We start from the raw sequence: 19,059 nt of genomic DNA on the forward strand, positions 1-19,059 counted from the left end.
TTTAAGGCGGCTAGAAGACGGCATTTTGGCGTTAGTACTCGCCGCGATGATTTTGCTGGCCATCGGCCAGGTCGTGCTGCGAAACGTTTGGGGCGCCGGCTTGGACTGGGCCGACCCGCTGCTGCGTATCCTAGTGCTATGGATCGCGCTGCTCGGGGCGATGGCCGCAACCCGCGATAATAACCATATCAGCATCGATGTCCTTAGCAAGTACCTGCCCCCATTTCTGAAAATACCCGCTCAACTCATCAGCCACTGGTTTACCGCTATCATTTGCGCACTACTGGCTTGGCAAGGCGCGCGATTGACGCTGATGGACTATCAAGATGCGACTACGGCATTCGCCTCGGTTCCTGTCTGGATTTGCCAACTAATTATCCCATTCGGCTTCGGCATCATGAGCCTGCGCTTTGTATTGCATGGGCTTTCGGTCTTGCTGAATAGAGAGGCGCCCTGATGCTCATCGCAGTTGCGCTAATCGTTCTGGCGCTCTTGGGCACTCCATTGTTCGCGATTATTGCCGCCAGCGCCCTGCTCGGGTTTTATCATAACGAAATCGACTTGATGGTCGTGGCGATCGAGTTTTACCGCCTGGCCGATATGTCGATATTACTGGCGATTCCGCTGTTTACGTTTGCAGGTTTCTTATTAAGCGAAAGCCAAGCGCCGGCAAGGCTGATGCGCCTGACGCAAGCGCTGCTAGGCTGGTTGCCCGGCGGCCTGGCCATGGTTTCATTGACGGCTTGCGCATTGTTGACAGCGTTTACCGGCGCTTCGGGCGTCACGATCGTCGCATTGGGCGCCTTGCTTTATCCGGCCTTGATCAAAGCCGGTTACCGTGAAAATTTCAGCCTCGGCTTGGTGACGACATCCGGCAGCCTGGGTTTGCTGTTCGCCCCTTCATTACCACTGATATTGTTCGGCGTTATCGCACAGCAAATGAGCGTCGGCCGGCCGTTTACGATCGATGAGTTGTTTTTGGCCGGCGTCATGCCGGGTCTGCTGATGTTGGTCATGTTGTCGGGTTGGAGTTATTGGCATAACCGCGATATCGGACTGACTCGATTCACCGTAAACGAAGCCTGGCAGGCTTTGCGCGAATCGCGCTGGGAACTGCCTTTGCCGTTTATCGTGCTGGGCGGCATTTACAGCGGCTATTTCGCGGTATCGGAAGCCGCCGCCGTCACGACGGTCTATGTGCTGATTGTCGAAGTCTTGATTCACCGCGAAATCAGTCTAAGCCAATTGCCTGCCGTGATGCGAAGCGCAATGGTCATGGTCGGCGGCATTCTGGTAATTTTAGGCGTTTCGCTGGCCTCGACGAACGTGATGATCGATGCCGATGTGCCGGGGCGTTTATTCGAATTCGTTCACGATCATATCTCGAGCCGATTGACCTTTCTTATCGCGCTGAACGTGTTTTTGCTGATCTTGGGCATGATGCTCGACATTTTCGCCGCGTTGGTCATCATGATTCCGTTACTGCTGCCGATCGCGGTCGGTTACGGCGTAGACCCCGTGCATTTGGGCATTATTTTTCTGGCGAATATGCAAATCGGCTACTTCACGCCACCGGTGGGCATGAACTTGTTTATCGCCAGTTACCGGTTCCAGCGACCTCTATTACAGCTATACCAAGCCACATTGCCTTTTTTCTTCATTCTGCTATTAGCCGTACTGATCATTACTTATTGGCCGGCACTCACATTAGGCTTACCGAGTTGGCTAGAAGCAAGTCGGTCATAAGCTATTACTCCCTTTTGATTGAAAAACCGTCTAAGAATAAAAGATATGGGATGTGTATATAAAGGGAGTAAGCACCCTGCGGCTCCAGATTTTGATTCTCTTGGCGTTCGATCCACAGACGATAGCTTGGGAATAAGACTTCTCCAGAACGTCGGGTTACGCAACACTAACCCGACTACGCGACTTTATTCGTCGCTCGTTTTTTCGATCATTTTGTGAATCCGTTTCAGGCCCAACGCGACCGCTATCATCACGAACGGAATCGCCGCGCCTACCGCGAGCTCCGGATTGACCGGCCAACCGGCAGCGCGCGCAGCCTTGGAGACCGAGCCGATCAGCCCGGTCGCGTAATAGGTGATCGCGACGATCGAAATGCCTTCAACGGTCTGTTGCATCTTGAACTGCATCTTCGCTCGCCGCGCCATCGAGCTCAGCAGCCCTTGATTCTGCCGCTCGATCACGATATCGACTCGTGTTCGCAATAATTGGCTCGCATTGCCGACTCTTTCGGACAAGGATGTGAATCGTTTGGAGGTCGAATAACAGGTATTCATCGCCGGTTCCATGCGCCGCCGAATGAATTCGCCGAGCGTCTGTATGCCTTGAATCCGGACTTCGCGTAAATCCTCTAGACGTTGACCGACCAGTTGATAGTAGGCGCTTGCAGCCGTGAATCGAAACAGATGCGTCGAAATATGGTTTTCGATTTCGGCAGCCAACGTCGTCAATTCGTCCAACAGCCCGGCGTCCTTACTGTTGTCCGATTGCGCCATTGCATTCGTGATCGTATAAAGCTTCTGATTGGCCCGCCTCAGTTCCGGCGCGAGCTTTTTCGCGATTGGAAACGCCAGCAGTGCCATTACTCTGTAGACTTCGATTTCGAACAGACGATGCAGCAATCGACCTGCCTGCGCCGAGCGCAAATTATGGTCGACGATCAGAAAACGGCTGAATCCGTCGACATGTATCCTAAAATCGGTAAATACCTGAGCGTCCCCGCCGGTAACGCTGGAACCTACGACCGGATTGTTCGCGAAACAGGCGGAAATAGCGGCCATATCGAGACCGTCGCCGTTCTTGACAACAGCCGCCGGTTGGATTACGGCATGCGCGGCGACCATCAATTGACCCGGCAATTCGGAAAGCCAATCGACCGGCACTTTCTTCAACGCAGGGTCGGAAAACGGATCGGCCGGCGTATTCGCTACGTAAAACGTGTAAGTGCTGAACTCGCTGTGCTGCTCCCACCGGATTTCGAACGTATCGAAGGTTTCGCTCAAATGGCTAGCGTCGTTTTCGGGACACGGCTTGCCGTATCGCTCGCAGAGCTTGCTCAGATGGTCGCGCTCGCGCTGTTTTTCATCGCTCGTCAACAGCAAGGCCAGATGAGAGGCCCTGATCGGTAACTCCAAGTTCAGCGATGCGCGGGCATGGACTTCATTGTGCAACACGAAACGTTGCGGGTGGTTTTGCGGCAAGGGAAATAAGGTCGTCACATTATTGTCGGTGGTCATTTATCGAAACATGAAAAGCAGGGGCGCTCTTGAATAACAGCATAGTTTAGCGATTGTTGATAATGATGAAAATATTAAATTGATTGTCAATTCAAGATCATCAAAACGAGAGGCGGTCAAAGGGGTAATGCCACTAAGGAATATGCACAAAATAACTTATACAAATAGTAGGCTTTGTGGCGGTTTGGTCAGCAATTCCCAATTTGGAGATCAAAAAGGGTGTGGGGTGTGCTTGGCGAGGATGTCGGCAGCAGGGCAGATTTTTGCTCCATGCAAAATCTGCATTCACGCCATCCTTGGCGCTCGAGCTGCCGCCAAGCCCCCATGGATGGGTTTACGGCGTTCCTCGACAGGCATACCCCACACCCTAAAATCGGCGAAACTGCTCAAACTGGGAATTGCTGCGGTTTGGTGACTCGCTTGACAGGACGTTATTTATCACGAAATCCTTATAGCCTCGCCAAACGGCTTCAATGGTCCTCGCATGCTTGATTTTTTGTGCAGTCAGATATGATTGACAAAGCGCATAAATGGACATATTTTGTAATTATATCTATGGATAGACAGGAAGAAGGCATGAACAAGAGTACTAAACATAATTTTTCACAGGATAAATCTTCTATCGCAAAAGGCGCTTTAAACACATTCTTCAATATAGCCGACGCATGGCGGCTTAATACAGAGCAGGCCATGAAGCTATTGGGATTAGACTCAAAAAGCACTTTCTTTAAATGGAAAAAGAAGCCCGAGGAAGCCAACTTGACCCAAGATAAGCTTGAGCGGCTTTCCTATATCTTTGGAATCTACAAGGCGCTGCAAATTCTTTTACCTAAACCTGAGGCCGCCGATACTTGGTTGAGCCGACCAAATTCAGCGAGTCCGTTTAATGGGCAGTCTGCTTTGGAAAGAATGTTATCAGGACATGTAGCCGATCTTTATGTCGTCCGCCAATACTTGGATAGCCAACGTGGTTGGTCGTAGTGAGTTATTGCAGACCTCTTTAATCAGCTGGAAATCATGCTGGCGACTCGTTCCAAGCAGGTTTTCACCTGTTGGTCTATTTGATCGAGTTGCAGACCCGGAGGATTTGGAAGTGGTTTTCTTTATTGAAAGCCTAACCAATGACCGTTTACGCGAAGAGGCCGGAGAGATTTTTCTTGTCCCGCCGGACGAACGAATTTCAGGCCCGGGAACAACGCCAATCATGGCCGCATTCACGCATTTAAATCCGGAAGGCAGCCGCTTTACCGATGGCTCATATGGCGTATATTACGCGGCAAAGGATATTGATACCGCTATTGAGGAAACCAAGTTTCATAGGAAACGATTTCTTGAGGCAACCAATCAGCCGCCAATAGAAATAGACATGCGCAGCTATGCGTCGGACATAAACACAGAGTTTCACGATATCCGTGGCAAACAGAGCGACATGCAGGATATTTATAAGTCCAGTCCGGATCAATATTCTTATCCTCAGACGCTTGCGCGTGAACTTCGCAATAATGGCTCAAACGGTATCGTTTACGATAGCGTCAGGCGCCAGGGTGGAGAGTGTATCGCAATATTTAGACCTAAGGCTTTGTCACCCGTACGCCAAGGTAAACATTACTGTTATGTTTGGGATGGTTCTGATTTTTCAAACGTGTATGTAAAAACGGAATATAAGCCAAGCAAGAGAGATAGAACCCATTAAAACAACAATTTATCGGCCGGACATTTGGCGTAAAAGCGTTGTATACCCGTCGTAGATCAAATCGCTCCAAAGTTCTTCAATTATCTTCAGTTTCTCCATGGCGGGTAATTTATGAAGTTCGGTTATACTCATGGTGGAGAAATACCTGCTTGGATGATTGATATTTTTGAGGTTTAGAGTCAAGTTAAGCGCTTGGCTGAATGGCTTTGTTCGACCAATCGTTGTCAACAGTAAATGACCGTCCAAGTGGCTTGAGATGATCAAACTCCTGTTTCTGGAGCTTGGCTCGGATTTCTTCAAAAGACCTAACAACATCCACCGCATAAAGTCGTTCTCCGCACTGTCGGCAAACTTCTGCTGTTACCCTAAATGACAGAGTGTTGCCACCGCCTCGCAATAGTTTCTCTACCGGTTTAGTTTCAAGCTCGCCACCGCATACAGGGCATTTTTCAAATGGAATCATTTCTTCACCCTCACCTTCCAATCATTCCAACGCGCGGAATCCGGTTTATAGACCGTGATCATTACCGCCCAATCATCAGTCGCGATCTGGGCATCGCTCCCACAACGCTGTAATCAATCCGCCGGCGCCAACTGTTTCAACAATGCCTCGATGAACTCCAGCTTTTCTTCCGTTGCGTTGAACGGCATGATGAAGCGCAATTTATCCGCGCCGTCGAATTTGTAGACTTGCGCCTGCGTTTGTATCAATTCGATCAGACTGGCCGCGTCGATCTTCGGTTCGTGCGAGAACACGATGCGGCCGCCGCCGGCGTTCGCTTCGATTTTCTTGATGCCGAGTTTTTCGGCTTGCTGTTTCAATTCGGCAACGCTGAACAACGTCTTGACCGGTTCCGGCAGCAGACCGAAGCGATCGATCATTTCGATTTGCAGGGCTCTCAGGTCGTCGTGCGTGTCGGCGCTGGCGATGCGTTTATACAGCACCAGTCTGGCATGGATGTCGGGCAGGTAATCTTCGGGAATCAATGCCGGCGACTGCAAATCGACTTCGGGACCGGTTTCCATCGGCGCGTCAAGCTCGGGCTGGCGGCCTGATTTCAATGCGTTGACCGCGCGTTCGAGCAGATCGGTGTAGAGCGTGAAGCCGATTTCCTGGATTTGCCCGCTTTGTTCGTCGCCGAGCAATTCGCCGGCACCGCGAATTTCCATGTCGTGCGACGACAGCATGAAGCCCGCGCCGAGGTCGCCCGACGCTTCGAGCGCTTCGAGCCGTTTTAAGGCGTCCTTGGTCATGACCGTTTTCGGCGGAATCACGAAATAGGCATAGGCCCGATGATGCGAGCGCCCTACCCGGCCGCGCAATTGATGCAATTGCGCGAGACCGAGCTTGTCGGCGCGATTGATCACGATCGTATTCGCGCTGGGTATGTCGATGCCGCTTTCGATAATCGTCGTGCTGAGCAATAAGTTGAAGCGCTGGTGATAGAAATCGAGCATGATTTTTTCCAGTTCGCGCTCGGGCATCTGGCCGTGCGCGATTTCGATGCGCGCCTCGGGCACCAGGTTTTCGAGCTGGCGCGCCATTTTCTCCATCGTTTTGACGTCGTTATGCAGAAAGAACACTTGACCGCCGCGCTTGATTTCGCGCTGACAGGCCTCTTTGATTTGCGAGTCGATCCATTCGCTGATGAAGGTCTTGATCGCGTGGCGGTTTGGCGGCGGGCTCGCGATGATCGAGATTTCGCGCAGACCCGACATCGCCATGTTCAAGGTTCTCGGAATAGGCGTCGCGGTCAGCGTCAGCATGTCGATCTCGTTGCGCAGCTTCTTGAAATGCTCCTTCTGGCGCACACCAAAACGGTGTTCCTCGTCGATGACGACCAGGCCGAGCTCGCGGTATTTGATCTCGTTCGACAACAGTTTATGCGTACCGATCACGATATCGACCTTGCCCTGCTCCAGGTCTTCGAGAATCGCTTTTTGCTGCTTCGGCGTGACAAAACGCGACATCACTTCGATGCGCACCGGCCAGTCGGCGAAGCGATCGCGGAAATTCTGATAATGCTGCTGCGCCAACAGCGTGGTCGGTACCAGAACCGCGACTTGCTTGCCGCTTTGCACCGCGATGAAGGCCGCGCGCATCGACACTTCGGTCTTGCCGAAGCCGACGTCGCCGCAGATCACGCGATCCATCGGCTGCGGGCTGGCCATGTCTTCGAGAATCGCTTCGATCGCGGTTTGCTGATCCGGCGTTTCCTCGAACGGAAAAGCGGCCGCAAAGGCTTGGTATTCGGTGTTGTCGACATCGAAGGCATGGCCTTTTTTCATCGCGCGTTTGGCGTGGATGTCGAGCAATTCGGCCGCGACGTCGCGAATGCGTTCCATCGCCTTTTTCTTTGCCTTACTCCACTGGTCGCCGCCGAGCCTGTGCAGCGGCGCGTCTTCGGGGCTGATGCCGGTATAGCGGCCGATCAGGTTCAGCGACGAGACCGGCACGTAGAGTTTGTCGTTGTTCGCGTATTCGAGCATCAGGAATTCCGCGGTCATGCCGCCGAGCTCGAGGGTTTGCAGTCCCATATAGCGTCCGACGCCGTGCTCGACATGCACAACCGGCGAGCCGATCGTCAATTCGTTCAGATTATTGACGATGTTTTCGAGTTCTTTCGCGGCCGATTTACGGCGACGGCGGCGCTGTTGGACTTTTTCGCCGCTCAACTGGCTTTCGGTAATCACGGCGAGCGGCGGCGAATCCAGCCACAAGCCTTGATCCATCGGCGCGACGACCATGCACGGCGACTGTTCGGATTGCAGAAACGCGTGCCAATGTTCGACTTGTTGGGTCTTAATGCCGAATTTGCTCAATTTACCGATCAAGTCTTCGCGGTGTCCGGCCGTTTCGGCGACGAACAATACCTTGCCCGGAAACTCGTCGAGAAACTGTTGCAACGCCCGCGCCGGCTCCTTCAACTTCGCGTCGATCGTTACCTCGGGCAGCGGCTTGCAGCGAAAATCAATCTCGCTAATTCCGCCGAGCTGGGTTTGGCTCAACGTAATACGAGTAAACTTATCGGTACGCTCGCGCATTTCTCCCGGCGACAGGAACAAGGTTTCGGGTTCGAGCAGCGGCCGCTCCACATCATATTTGCGTTGTTCGTAACGCTCTTTTGCCTCGCTGTAGAAAGACTCGGTGCTTTGCGCAAAATTGTCGGCCGTGACCAACACCGCAGAATCGGGCAGATAATCGAATAGCGCTGCGGTGCTTTCGACGAACAACGGCAAATAATATTCGATGCCGCCGAACGCGACGCCTTTGCTGACATCTAGATAAAGACTGTTTTTCTGCGAGGCATTCGGGAAACGGGTTCGAAAGGCTTGGCGGAAATGCTTGATCGCCTCGTCGGTGAACGGAAATTCGCGCGCCGGAAACAATTGTATGCGGTCGATTTTTTCAACCGAAAGCTGCGTCTCGGGATCGAAGGTGCGGATCGATTCGATGTCTTCGTCGAACAATTCGATACGGTACGGCACCCTGCTGCCCATCGGAAACAGATCTACGATGGCGCCACGCACCGCGAATTCGCCATGCTGATAGACCTGAGACACGCACTGATAGCCGACGCTTTCGAGTTTTGAGCGGTTCAGCTCCAGATTGAAGGTATCGCCGACGGCGATTGAAAAACTGTTGGCCAGAACATGATCTCGCGGCGCAAGCCTGTGCATTAGAGTCGAGACCGGTACGATCAGCGCGCCGCGTTGTACTTCGGGCAGCACCGCGAGCGTTTTCAGGCGTTCCGAGACGATGTCCGGCAGCGGCGAAAATACATCGTAAGGCAGGATTTCCCAGTCGGGGAAATGCAAAATGGGATGCTTATTTTGCAGAAAGAACGCCAGTTCATGCTCAAGACGCAATGCAGTTTGACTATCCTGCGTAATAATCACGAATAAGCGCTTTTCTTGTTGTATCGCCGATGCCAACGCAAGCGAATCGCCGCAACCGTTTAAACCTGTCCAAATTGAAATGGTATGCGGTTGTAATGAAATTTCGGTGGGGAAAATCAAATCTTGATGTTTGGACATGACTCGGAGTCAAAATTGAGAAATTTAAAAAGGGTATTATATACTTTTCGTTGTCAGCTTCTCAGTAGATGCATTTGAAATTTAGAATGGCGGAAACGTTAATTCTAACGATCTTCAAATAGGCGGTTTCACCTGACTCCCTTTTGATCGAAAAACCGTCTATGAAAAAAGGTATGGGATGTGTCTATCGAAGACGGCAACTCGAACGCCAGGGATGCCGTGAATGCAGATCTTGCATAGAGCAAAAATCTGCCCTGCTGCCGACACCTGCCAATCGAATTACCAAACCCTCCCTAAAATAGGGAAGTTATTTACGACCAAACCCTTAGGACATTAAAGCACAGATTTCATGCCTGTTCCTAACGGGTGAATTCCGACCCAACCTTGCATGTATAAATTCGTCGGCGTATATTGATAGCTAAGGATCGCAAGAATACGAACAGTCCTATAAGTGAATATCACGGTTTTCTCTTGAGAATTTACTAAGAGTGAAAACCTCTCCCCGCGTTTGCAAGGATCGCAAAAGTTGCGGTCGCTAAAGGCCGCGTAAGGTTAAAGCTTATGTCTATCGTAAAACGTCTACACTCCATGCCGTTCGGCTCTCATATACTCGACGACGGACGCGTCAATTTCCGCTTGTGGGCGCCCGGCGCGAAGCAAGTCGAACTTTGTTTACAAGGTTTGGCTCCGGAAACACGATTGCTGATGGCCCCGGAAGATGATGGCTGGTTCGGCATTACTACCGAATTGGCCAGCGCGGGATTTTATTACCAATACCGAATCGATAAAAAAATACAAGTTCCCGATCCTGCCTCCCGATATCAACCGCAGGATGTCCACGGTTCCAGTCAGGTCATCGATCCTAGCGAATGGCAATGGCAAGACAATGATTGGATAGGCCTGCCTTGGGAAGATTCGGTCATTTACGAATTGCATGTCGGCACTTTCAGTAAAGAAGGCACATTCGCCGGCGTTAAAAAACATCTAGACCACTTGGTCGATTTAGGCGTCACCGCATTGCAATTGATGCCGATCGCCGACTTCCCCGGGCGCTGTAATTGGGGTTACGACGGTGCTCTGTTATTTGCCACCGACAGCCGCTACGGGACACCCGACGACTTAAAAGACTTGATTGCCAGCGCTCATGCCAAGGGTCTGATGGTTTTCAACGATGTGGTTTACAATCACTTCGGACCGGAAGGCAATTATCTGCATCATTACGCGCCGGCATTTTTCAGCGATCGAACGCATACGCCGTGGGGCGCGGCGATAAATTTCGACGGCGAACACAGCCATTGGGTACGCCAGTTTTTTATCCATAATGCCTTGTATTGGCTTGACGAGTTTCATTTCGACGGCCTACGCCTGGATGCGGTACATGCCATTTTCGACGAATCCGACCCGGATTTTTTGAGTTGTCTGGCCGAAGCCGTGCGCCGGGGTCCGGGTTTCGACCGGCAAATTCACTTGATACTGGAAAACGACGCCAATGCCGCGCATTACTTGAGGCAGAATTCGGAGCACCCGGAACGTTATTTTACCTCGCAGTGGAATGACGACTTTCATCATACACTACACGCACAGTTGACCGGCGAACACCAAGGTTATTATCAAGACTACGGCGAGCAGCCGATTCAACACCTGGGGCGGTGTCTTGCCGAAGGCTTTGCCTACCAGGGAGAGATTTCCGGATACCGAGACGACAATCCGCGCGGCGAACCGTCGAAGGATCTACCGCCGACCGCTTTTGTCAATTTTCTCCAGACTCACGACCAAATCGGCAACCGAGCCTATGGCGAACGCTTATCGGCTCTATGCTCGCCCGAAGCGTTACGAGCCGCAACCGCGATATTGCTGCTAGCCCCTGCCCCGCCGTTGTTGTTCATGGGACAGGAATGGGCCTGCAGCCGTCCTTTCAACTACTTTGTCGACTTCTCCGACGACTTAAATAAGCAAGTCGCCGAAGGCAGGCTCAACGAATTTGCCAAGTTCCCCGATTTCAAACCGAACCCCAAAAAGCCGATTCCGACGCCGAATGAGCCGGAAACCTTCGAGTCGGCAATACTGGATTGGAACGAAATCGACGAAACGCCGCATCTGCAATGGCTCGAATATCACCGAAAACTATTACGCATTCGAAGCCGGTATATTCGACCGAGACTCTACGGATTGACCGGAGGGCAAGCCGAATACCGAGTTCTCAATGAACATGCGTTATGCGTGCAATGGCCGATGAATGATGGAAGCATTTTAAAAATGATCGCCAACCTCGGCAGCGAACCGGCTTGGGTCAACTGCTTTAGCGATGGCGAAGTCTTGTTTGCCGCCGAACCGGACGCGTCCGAACGTGTCGAACAGGGCCGGCTGACGCCTTGGTCGGTAATTTTTCTATTGGCCGAAGCCGATGCCGAGTCTTAAGCTTTCTCGAAGCGCAAAAAGCTAGTTGCCATGGCGCTTTCCGATAAGCAAGAGGCCGATGCCGGCTTTCAAGCGCGCCAAGCCGATGCTGATAGCTCTTATCCTCAAGGAGTCCAGTCATGCTCCAGATTAAAAATATCGACCATGTCGTGATCCGGGCCCGAAACCCGGAAACGATGATCCGCTTCTATTGCGATGTGCTGGCTTGCCATCTCGAAAAATCGTCGGAAAAAATCGGCTTGTATCAATTGAGAGCAGGAGCCTCATTGATCGACATCGTCTCGGTCCAAGGCGAACTCGGCCGCCAAGGAGGCCGGGCTCCGAGCGAAGAGGGTCGGAACATGCATCATTTTTGCCTGCGTATCGACCCGTTCGATGAACAAGAAATCAAACGGTACTTAGTAGAAAAAAGCGTTAGCTACAGTGATATCGAAATACATTACGGAGCAGAAGGCTACGGACCTTCGTTGTATATCGAAGATCCGGAGAATAATGTTATCGAGCTGAAGGGAGCGGCAAATAGTAATTTATGAGCGCATCAACGTGTCAAGAACATCGCATCGCCGTAACTGAAAAAACGGTATTCTTGTTCTATGGCATGCCGATAAGCCTTCATAATATTGTCGTAACCGGCAAACGCCGAAACCAGCATCAATAACGTAGACTCGGGCAAATGAAAATTGGTCAGCAAAACATCGACCGATACAAATCGGTAACCCGGCGTAATGAACAAATCGGTATCGCCAAAACCGGGCTCAAGTCTGCCGCTCCTCGAAGCCGATTCCAATGCCCTTACCGCCGTGGTGCCGATAGCGATGACACGTCCGCCACGAGACTTGGCTTGCTCGACTGCTTGGACTGTTTCAGGCGAAACCGCATAATATTCCTTATGCATTAGATGCTGAGACAAATCCTCGGCTCGAACCGGTTGAAACGTACCGCTCCCGACATGCAGCGTCACAAACGTTTTTGGTACGCCCTTTGCGTCTAACTGATCAAGAATAGCTTGGCTAAAATGCAGGCCGGCAGTCGGCGCCGCCACGGCACCCGCTTCCTTCGCAAATACGGTTTGGTAGCGCTCCAAATCGACAGCGTCGTCAGCCCGGTCGATATAAGGCGGCAACGGAATGTGACCGATGCTTTCCAGAATGTCGAGCACGCCGGCGTCGCCATCGAAGCGGAGCCTAAACAAGTCATCCTCCCTACCCTGCACTACGCAGCGATAATCTCGATCCAAATCGATAATCGTCCCGGCTTTGGGCGACTTACTCGCTCGTACATGCGCAATGGCTTCATGCCGATCGACGATGCGCTCGATCAAAATTTCCACCTTGCCGCCGGTTTGTTTTTGTCCGAATAGGCGCGCGGGAATCACCTTGGTATCATTAAATACCAATAAATCATCAGCCTCGACCAAATCGATAAAATCGCTGAACCGCTTATCGCGCAAATTCCCATTAGCGCCATCCAAACACAACAATCGGCTGCTAACGCGGTCAGGTAAGGGGTATTGAGCAATTAAATGCTCCGGTAAATGATAATTAAAGTCGCTTTTTTTCATGGCGCGCGATAATACCAGTTTGCTCCGAATAATGACACTTAAAAAAACATTGGACAATTGAAAAAATTTCAATATAATATCCGTTCTTTGCCGGGGTGGCGAAACTGGTAGACGCGCTGGATTCAAAATCCAGTGGTAGCGATACCGTGCCGGTTCGATTCCGGCCCTCGGTACCAAAGAATAATCAAGGCTTTAGCGGATTTTCCGTTAAGGCCTTTTTTTATTGCCTTTTGAAAAATGCGATACTGCCGCAGCAAAAGCGACCCACTGTTTTTTATTGAGTTGCCGGATTTCAATTCTCCCATCAACATTGCAATAAACAAGCTTGTTTACATCACTAACCTCATCAGTTTTATGTAATTGTCCTCGACGTCGGATTTCACTTGCTCTTCGTTGATTTTTGCCTATCGCACATCAAATTTCGGCGCTTCAATATATTCTCCCTCCGGGAGAAAGCTAGGATGAGGGGATAAAAAAACGAAATTTGATGTGCGAACACTATATGATTGAGTCGCTCGAAAAACATGCGGGCGCATTCAATCTTCGAATGCGCGATCATCCAATTCGGATTGTAGTCACCGACCGGCGTCGACATGAAAAAGCCTTTCGGCAGTTTGGCGTTGACCACTACTTCATCACGGGTGCCGAGTTCGGCTACAAAGTTCCGTTCATTTTGGGAATCGGCGGCTTACTCGACTGTTCGACAACGAGAGCGCTACGGCCAAAAGGCAATATATACTCATCGCAGATGAAAATTCGGCCTCGGGGTGCCCGTTAAAGGACGCCGTAAATACGTCCATGTAGGCTCTATGCCAGCTCCATGCTGGCAAAGCCTTTATCGAGCACCCCGAGGCCTCCTCCGGCACTGCCGAAATTTGAAGTGCGAAAGGTATATATGCTGCCTTTTATGCTGCTGGTGTGGCACCCCTCAAAAGCAACGGATAAGTTGCCTTTAGATATGAAAGCAACTAATATGTTGCTATCCATCGTGAAAGCAACATATGTGTTTACTAAGATGAATTCTTTACTCCACCAGATAAAACAACGGCGACTGACACTCGACCTCAAGCAGAACGACATGATGTTGCGTGTAGGCGTATCTCGTCAGCAATATCAGCGCATGGAATCAAAAGGAAACCCTAGGCTAAACACCTTGGAGTTGATAGCGAAGGGCTTGAATAGCGAACTTATGCTCATACCAAAGGAAAAGCTTGGCGCTGTCATAGCGCTGCTTGAACAGGAGAGTTCCGAGCTAGGTAAGGAGCATATATGCCAGGCGACAAAAACTGCAAAAGAAGAGGCAAAGAAAAGTCTTTCAGATGATCCATGGCAGGACTTGCTGGGGGATGATTCATGAGCGAAGCCCAAGTCGATGAGATAAACGTAATCAAGTTGAGCCTGCACGACAGGCTGGTTGGGTATTTGGCTGGCTTTCAAGGCGGTAGAAATGTACTGAGCTTTACCGAGGAATTTAAAAATGATGCAAACCGTCCTACCTTTAGTTTGATTACTCACCCAGCGTTTCCTCATTCTAAAAAAATAATGGCGGAACCATGGACAAGAAACCAAAGGCTGCACCCTACATTGTCCAATTTACTTCCGGAGGGGTCACTGAGAGAGTTGATTGCTCAAGGACTCAAAGTTCATGTCGACAACGAGTTCCATATTCTTTCCTATTTAGGTGCTGACCTGCCTGGCGCCTTGGTGGCCGAGCCGATGGAACCAGACGATGTTCCAGATAGTGTTCTCAATACTCACGGCAAAGCTCGAGCAATAAAGTTTGACAATGTATCACCGGAAAACAAATTTTCATTGGCCGGCGTTCAGATGAAATTTTCCATGAAGGAAAAAGACGGACGTTACAATCTTTCCAAAGGCGATGTCTTGGGCGATTGGATTGTAAAAACGCCTTCTACCAAGCATAAAGATGTGCCGGTAAACGAATATACCGCAATGAAACTTGCGGAATTGGTCGGAGTGGACATTCCGGAAATTAAGCTGGTTGAGCTAAATAAACTCGATAATCTTCCGCAGATAAATCTGCCCGATGAAAAGCTAGCCTTCGCAATCAAACGCTTTGATCGCGATAATGATGCGCGCATCCACATGGAAGACTTTGCCCAGGTGCTGGTTAAATACGCCCATGAAAAATACAACTCGGCAAACTACGAACAAATAGGCCGAATTATTTACGGTTTTTCTGGTGATGGTTTGGCCGATGCACAACAATTCGCTAGGCGATTGCTTGTCAACATTCTTCTCGCAAATGGCGATGCACATCTAAAGAATTGGAGTTTGATTTATTCAGATAAAATCACGCCAAGGCTTTCACCCGCGTACGATATTGTTACCACGAGCTTATATATCGACGGTGAACGACATTTCGCACTGAATTTAGGCAAGACTAAAGAGTGGTATGACGTATCCTTGGCAAACTTTCAGTCATGGGCTAATCGTGCCGAGATTCCATGGAGAGTAATTAAACCCCACTTGGATGATGTCATGGAGAAGGCTCGAAATCTTTGGCGAGAGGCTATCAAAGATCTCCCCATGAATGAGGCGCACAAGCAGAAACTGAAAGGCCATTGGATTAATTTACACGAGGACTTTCGAATCAAATAGAGTTTGAAAATATCATGATTATTAAACCCAGGGTTTAACAACAATCGGCGAAATTTCAAACAAAGACCCACCAAAGCAGCCCATTCGTCATTCAAAGTCTTTTGATCAACGACAAAACATTTAGGGGGCCATTATAGTTTGCGCCTCCTTTGTCGGGCTGATATATGACAAGACTGTAAAACGCCTGAATCAGCTGTTCATTGCGATCATCTTCAAAATCCCTTCCAACCGTTTGTAGCACTCCAATTCCCGGTCGAGCCTGCAACGGAACCGGCATACCATTAGCCTCGAGTTCAGAATCCTCATGCAAAGAGAGATAGAGTTCACGATCACACTTTGTACGAAGAAACATCGACATGGTGCTTTTTGAGATTCTTTTTCTGACGGTCATGCGTCCATCCCTGTTAGTAATGTTCTTCGATGTAGGCGTAAGCCTTATTAAACAGCTCTTTATCTTTACCCAGCCCAAATTGCGCAAGCGTCACCAGAAGCGCCTTTTGGATTTCACGCGGACCACTATTGGAGTTTTGCCAACCTTCGAAACGGGTGGCTTTGACGATTTTGTCGATCTGCTCAACCACATCGCCTATTAACTTTGGTGTTGTTTCGGGCCGGGTTTCCAGGAAGAGCTTGGTTAAGGCCTGTTTGTTGTCCTCTTCGGTAACGACGCGGTCGCCCGTTTCGCGCTCGGCTTGCACGGTTTCCTTGGCTGCGTCTAACAGTCCTTTTAACCAGTCGATCGCTTTAATCACACCGGCTTCGTAGTCTTGGCGCAGCTTTTCCAGGCGCTCACCCAGCTCGATAAATTTCGGATCGGTGTGACCTCGCAGGCGCCCCATTAAGTTAATCTCCAGTCGCTTCGCGCGCTGTTCTTGTTCTTTTTCAGTCAGGGTAAAAATAGCGTGTTCATCCATGATCAGCTCATCGATATCGTCGCGGATGCGGTTGATATCGGTATGCTCGTGGATCATCTTGATGGTTTCAGGGCCCAATGCCGCCCACACAAGAGCGCCGGTTTGGCCTACAGGGCGGACGGACTCATAGATTTGCGCCAGCCATTTATAATCCTTTCTGAAAGGACTTAAGAATGGGTCAGGATTAATAGCTGACCATAGCTTGGACAACACACCGAAGCTGGCGGCGAACTCATCGCGCTTTTCATTGGTCGGCAAACATTCTTGCGCGGCCATAATGCCTTCGAAGCCTTCTAGTGTGCGGTCCACATCGGGGAAGAAGTCCAGGCACTTGTTTAGCTGAGCAGGCAGCAGCTCTTTAAAGGCCTCAATGCCTTCCACTACGCCATCAATCTCTTCCGGATTGTAGGCCAGCGCGGTACGCAGGTTTTCAAATACGCCGAGGTAGTCAATGATCAGGCCCATGTCTTTGCGCACCTCGTCCGTTTCGTACAAGCGATTGGTGCGACACATGGCCTGTAACAGGGTGTGATCGCGCAGGGGCTTATCCAAGTACATGCAATAGCAAATCGGCGCATTAAATCCGGTGAGCAACTTGGCGGTCACGATAATCAGCTGTATCGGGTGCTTGGGATCTTTGTAGCTCTCGATTAAGTCCTTCTGAGCCTGATCTTCGGCATCAATCTGCTGCCAACGCTCGAAATCTGTCTGCTGAATCGGCAGTTCTAAATCGTCATGCCACTTGCGCCAGTCTTTGTTGAGCTTGTCTTTTTTACCGCCTTCTCCGGCTTTTACCGGTGCTTGGTCGACGTTCATCACCACATCAACGGCATCAAAGCCGAGTTTTTCACCGAGCAAATAGTACATCTGCACGCAAGCGTCGCGGTCGTACACCACCACCATGCCTTTCATCTTTTTCGGCTTCACATGGCTGGTAAAGTGCTCGGCAATATCGGAGCTGACTGCGGCCATGCGTTTGGGTGCTTTGAGCATCACAGCCAATTTACCTGCACGCTTGGAGAGCGCCGCCTTTTCTTCTTCGTCCAGGTTGTTTTCTTGGGCCAGCTGTTCAAATTCTTGGTTAATGGCGTCACGGTCTACGCGCAGTTCAGCCAAGCGTGGCTCAAACTTAACCGGGTTGGTGGCGCCATCGCGAATGGATTGTTTGTAGCTATAGCGGTTCATATAGCGGCCGGGGTCCTCCTCGGCGCCAAATAGTTTGAAGGTGTTGCGGTCAATGCCCGAAATCGGTGTACCGGTTAACCCATAGAAATGCGCATTGGGAAGGGCCCAGCGCATCTTCTCGCCCAAGCCGCCCTCTTGGGTGCGGTGGGCTTCGTCTACGAGCACGATGATGTTGTCGCGGTTATTCAGGCCATTGGGGCTGCACTCGTCAATCTCGACCTCTTTAAACTTGAAGATGGTGGAGATCAATATGCCACGGCTGTCTTGCTCGATATGCTCACCGAGCTTCTTGCAGCTTTGCACCTTGATGAGGTTTTTAACATCCGCACCGCCAAAGGTTTCGTTGATTTGACTGTCCAGGTCGCGGCGGTCGACCACGATCAATACGGTGGGATTTTTAAGCGCATTTTCGGCGCGCAGCATTTTGGCGGCATAGAGCATTAACAAGGATTTACCCGAACCCTGGAAGTGCCAGATCAGGCCTTTTTTCGGGTAACCTTTGCGCACACGCTCCACAATCTGCTTTGCAGCTTCAAACTGCGGGTAGCGCGGTAGAATTTTAATGCGCTTGGGTGGCGTGTTCTTGCCGATTTTTACCGTTGAAAACAACGCGAAGGATTCGAGTAACTGCAACAACGTTTGCGGGTTTAACAAACCTTCGCAACTGTCGAGTACCGAAGCCATGCCAGGCAGTATTTCATTTCGCTGATCTGTGTTGTGCCAAGGCCCCCAATCTTTTACCCGGGCATTGATGGCGCCGTAAGCAAAGGTTTTGCCTTCACTGGCGAAACACAGCAAGTTGGGCACAAAGAAGGGTTCAACGTTTTTCCAGTAGTGCTTTTTGCCACCCATAAAATCGGCGGCACCGTCTTGCCAGGTAACACTCGGGCGGGTAGCGGTTTTCACTTCACCCACCACCAAGGGAATGCCATTCACATACAGCACAATATCAAAATAGACTTCGGTGGCCGCGATATAGTGCACTTGCTGCGCGACCACAAAATGGTTGTTGTCGATATTGTCGAAATCAATCAGATTGATGGTGATATGGTCGCCGTTCTCGCCAAAGGGCAAGGTTTTCTCGGCCATCAACCATTCATGGAAGTTTTCATTGGCCTTCACCAAGCCGGTGTGGCGCGCTTCCAGCACCACACCACGCAGTTTGTAGATCACTTCATCCGCATAATCCGGCTGCTTGGCGATATCGGGGTTTAACGAACACAACGCGTCTTTAAGCCACTCATCGACAAAGATATCCTGCGCTTGTTTGGGCAGGCTCTCACCGTGGCAGTAAGTCCACTTTACGCCGCTTAAACCTTTTAAGCGGTCAATCATTCCATTTTCTGTGACGGTTTGTTCGTTAAACAT

Annotated in this window: 14 protein-coding genes, 1 tRNA gene and 1 pseudogene; 9 read left to right on the forward strand and 7 right to left on the reverse strand. The window is 50.6% G+C overall.

Annotated elements, in window-relative coordinates; genetic code table 11:
* Positions 1–25: 25 nt before the first annotated feature.
* Positions 26–457, forward strand: coding sequence for a TRAP transporter small permease (locus tag EQU24_RS12410; protein ID WP_201764842.1), 432 nt, complete (start codon positions 26–28; stop codon positions 455–457).
* The gene (locus tag EQU24_RS12415; RefSeq protein WP_017839196.1) at positions 457–1,746 is read left to right on the forward strand and encodes a TRAP transporter large permease; all 1,290 of its coding nucleotides are present in this window, start codon (positions 457–459) and stop codon (positions 1,744–1,746) included. Before EQU24_RS12410 ends, EQU24_RS12415 begins: the two co-directional genes overlap by 1 nt.
* Before the next feature lie 185 nt (positions 1,747–1,931).
* Here EQU24_RS12415 and EQU24_RS12420 read toward each other — a convergent pair whose 3' ends face one another.
* Entirely contained in the window at positions 1,932–3,260 is a 1,329-nt protein-coding gene (locus tag EQU24_RS12420; RefSeq protein ID WP_017839195.1) for a DUF3422 family protein, read from the reverse strand.
* A gap of 510 nt (positions 3,261–3,770) precedes the next feature.
* On the opposite strand from EQU24_RS12420, the gene EQU24_RS12425 reads away from it, so the two are divergent.
* Both EQU24_RS12425 and EQU24_RS12430 read left to right on the forward strand, forming a co-directional pair.
* Positions 3,771–4,241 (forward strand): MbcA/ParS/Xre antitoxin family protein, encoded by a 471-nt coding sequence (locus EQU24_RS12425; protein WP_017839193.1) that lies wholly within the window; start codon positions 3,771–3,773, stop codon positions 4,239–4,241.
* Entirely contained in the window at positions 4,198–4,953 is a 756-nt protein-coding gene (locus EQU24_RS12430) for an RES family NAD+ phosphorylase (protein ID WP_051056231.1), read from the forward strand. Before EQU24_RS12425 ends, EQU24_RS12430 begins: the two co-directional genes overlap by 44 nt.
* A gap of 184 nt (positions 4,954–5,137) precedes the next feature.
* Here the strand turns inward: EQU24_RS12430 and EQU24_RS12435 are convergent, their stop codons facing one another.
* A complete protein-coding gene (locus EQU24_RS12435) occupies positions 5,138–5,416 on the reverse strand; it encodes a YgiT-type zinc finger protein (RefSeq protein WP_083877606.1) in 279 nt (92 codons plus the stop codon).
* Between the two features lie 113 nt (positions 5,417–5,529).
* Complete coding sequence (mfd, locus tag EQU24_RS12440; protein WP_017839190.1) at positions 5,530–8,991, reverse strand: transcription-repair coupling factor; 3,462 nt, start codon at positions 8,989–8,991, stop codon at positions 5,530–5,532.
* Between the two features lie 561 nt (positions 8,992–9,552).
* On the opposite strand from mfd, the gene treZ reads away from it, so the two are divergent.
* Positions 9,553–11,409 (forward strand): malto-oligosyltrehalose trehalohydrolase, encoded by a 1,857-nt coding sequence (gene treZ / locus EQU24_RS12445; RefSeq protein ID WP_026129995.1) that lies wholly within the window; start codon positions 9,553–9,555, stop codon positions 11,407–11,409.
* A gap of 119 nt (positions 11,410–11,528) precedes the next feature.
* Entirely contained in the window at positions 11,529–11,942 is a 414-nt protein-coding gene (locus EQU24_RS12450) for a VOC family protein (protein ID WP_017839188.1), read from the forward strand.
* A 5-nt stretch (positions 11,943–11,947) separates the two neighbouring features.
* On the opposite strand, the gene queA is transcribed toward EQU24_RS12450, so the two are convergent.
* On the reverse strand, positions 11,948–12,970 hold the full coding sequence (gene queA, locus EQU24_RS12455; protein WP_026129994.1) for a tRNA preQ1(34) S-adenosylmethionine ribosyltransferase-isomerase QueA: 1,023 nt from the start codon (positions 12,968–12,970) through the stop codon (positions 11,948–11,950).
* A gap of 89 nt (positions 12,971–13,059) precedes the next feature.
* Here queA and EQU24_RS12460 point away from each other — a divergent pair.
* Positions 13,060–13,146: transfer RNA gene (locus EQU24_RS12460), tRNA-Leu, on the forward strand.
* 203 nt (positions 13,147–13,349) lie between these two features.
* Here the strand turns inward: EQU24_RS12460 and EQU24_RS23465 are convergent.
* Positions 13,350–13,643: pseudogene (locus tag EQU24_RS23465) on the reverse strand (restriction endonuclease); the annotation flags it as partial.
* Between the two features lie 222 nt (positions 13,644–13,865).
* Between EQU24_RS23465 and EQU24_RS12470 the strand changes: the two are divergent.
* Positions 13,866–14,327, forward strand: coding sequence for a helix-turn-helix domain-containing protein (locus tag EQU24_RS12470; RefSeq protein ID WP_017839186.1), 462 nt, complete (start codon positions 13,866–13,868; stop codon positions 14,325–14,327).
* Positions 14,324–15,592 carry a type II toxin-antitoxin system HipA family toxin gene (locus EQU24_RS12475; RefSeq protein ID WP_017839185.1) on the forward strand — a complete coding sequence of 423 codons (1,269 nt, stop codon included), beginning with the start codon at positions 14,324–14,326 and terminating at the stop codon, positions 15,590–15,592. The genes EQU24_RS12470 and EQU24_RS12475 overlap by 4 nt, the downstream gene beginning before the upstream one ends.
* A 91-nt stretch (positions 15,593–15,683) precedes the next feature.
* Here EQU24_RS12475 and EQU24_RS12480 read toward each other — a convergent pair whose 3' ends face one another.
* Positions 15,684–15,983: a hypothetical protein gene (locus tag EQU24_RS12480; protein ID WP_017839184.1), complete on the reverse strand. Its 300-nt coding sequence runs from the start codon at positions 15,981–15,983 to the stop codon at positions 15,684–15,686.
* Positions 15,984–15,996: 13 nt separating this feature from the next.
* A complete protein-coding gene (locus EQU24_RS12485) occupies positions 15,997–19,059 on the reverse strand; it encodes a type I restriction endonuclease subunit R (protein WP_017839183.1) in 3,063 nt (1,020 codons plus the stop codon).

The sequence above is a fragment of the Methylotuvimicrobium buryatense genome, assembly GCF_005931095.1.
GTDB lineage: Bacteria > Pseudomonadota > Gammaproteobacteria > Methylococcales > Methylomonadaceae > Methylotuvimicrobium > Methylotuvimicrobium buryatense.

Bases quoted from the DNA above. Each gene is read 5' to 3' on its own strand.
- EQU24_RS12435 (WP_083877606.1), bottom strand. From the start codon at position 5,416: ATGATTCCATTTGAAAAATGCCCTGTATGCGGTGGCGAGCTTGAAACT.
- EQU24_RS12470 (WP_017839186.1), top strand. From the start codon at position 13,866: ATGCTGCCTTTTATGCTGCTGGTGTGGCACCCCTCAAAAGCAACGGAT.
- EQU24_RS12485 (WP_017839183.1), bottom strand. From the start codon at position 19,059: ATGTTTAACGAACAAACCGTCACAGAAAATGGAATGATTGACCGCTTA.
- EQU24_RS12480 (WP_017839184.1), bottom strand. From the start codon at position 15,983: ATGACCGTCAGAAAAAGAATCTCAAAAAGCACCATGTCGATGTTTCTT.
- treZ (WP_026129995.1), top strand. From the start codon at position 9,553: ATGTCTATCGTAAAACGTCTACACTCCATGCCGTTCGGCTCTCATATA.
- queA (WP_026129994.1), bottom strand. From the start codon at position 12,970: ATGAAAAAAAGCGACTTTAATTATCATTTACCGGAGCATTTAATTGCT.
- EQU24_RS12415 (WP_017839196.1), top strand. From the start codon at position 457: ATGCTCATCGCAGTTGCGCTAATCGTTCTGGCGCTCTTGGGCACTCCA.
- EQU24_RS12420 (WP_017839195.1), bottom strand. From the start codon at position 3,260: ATGACCACCGACAATAATGTGACGACCTTATTTCCCTTGCCGCAAAAC.
- EQU24_RS12425 (WP_017839193.1), top strand. From the start codon at position 3,771: ATGATTGACAAAGCGCATAAATGGACATATTTTGTAATTATATCTATG.
- EQU24_RS12450 (WP_017839188.1), top strand. From the start codon at position 11,529: ATGCTCCAGATTAAAAATATCGACCATGTCGTGATCCGGGCCCGAAAC.
- EQU24_RS12475 (WP_017839185.1), top strand. From the start codon at position 14,324: ATGAGCGAAGCCCAAGTCGATGAGATAAACGTAATCAAGTTGAGCCTG.
- mfd (WP_017839190.1), bottom strand. From the start codon at position 8,991: ATGTCCAAACATCAAGATTTGATTTTCCCCACCGAAATTTCATTACAA.
- EQU24_RS12430 (WP_051056231.1), top strand. From the start codon at position 4,198: ATGTCGTCCGCCAATACTTGGATAGCCAACGTGGTTGGTCGTAGTGAG.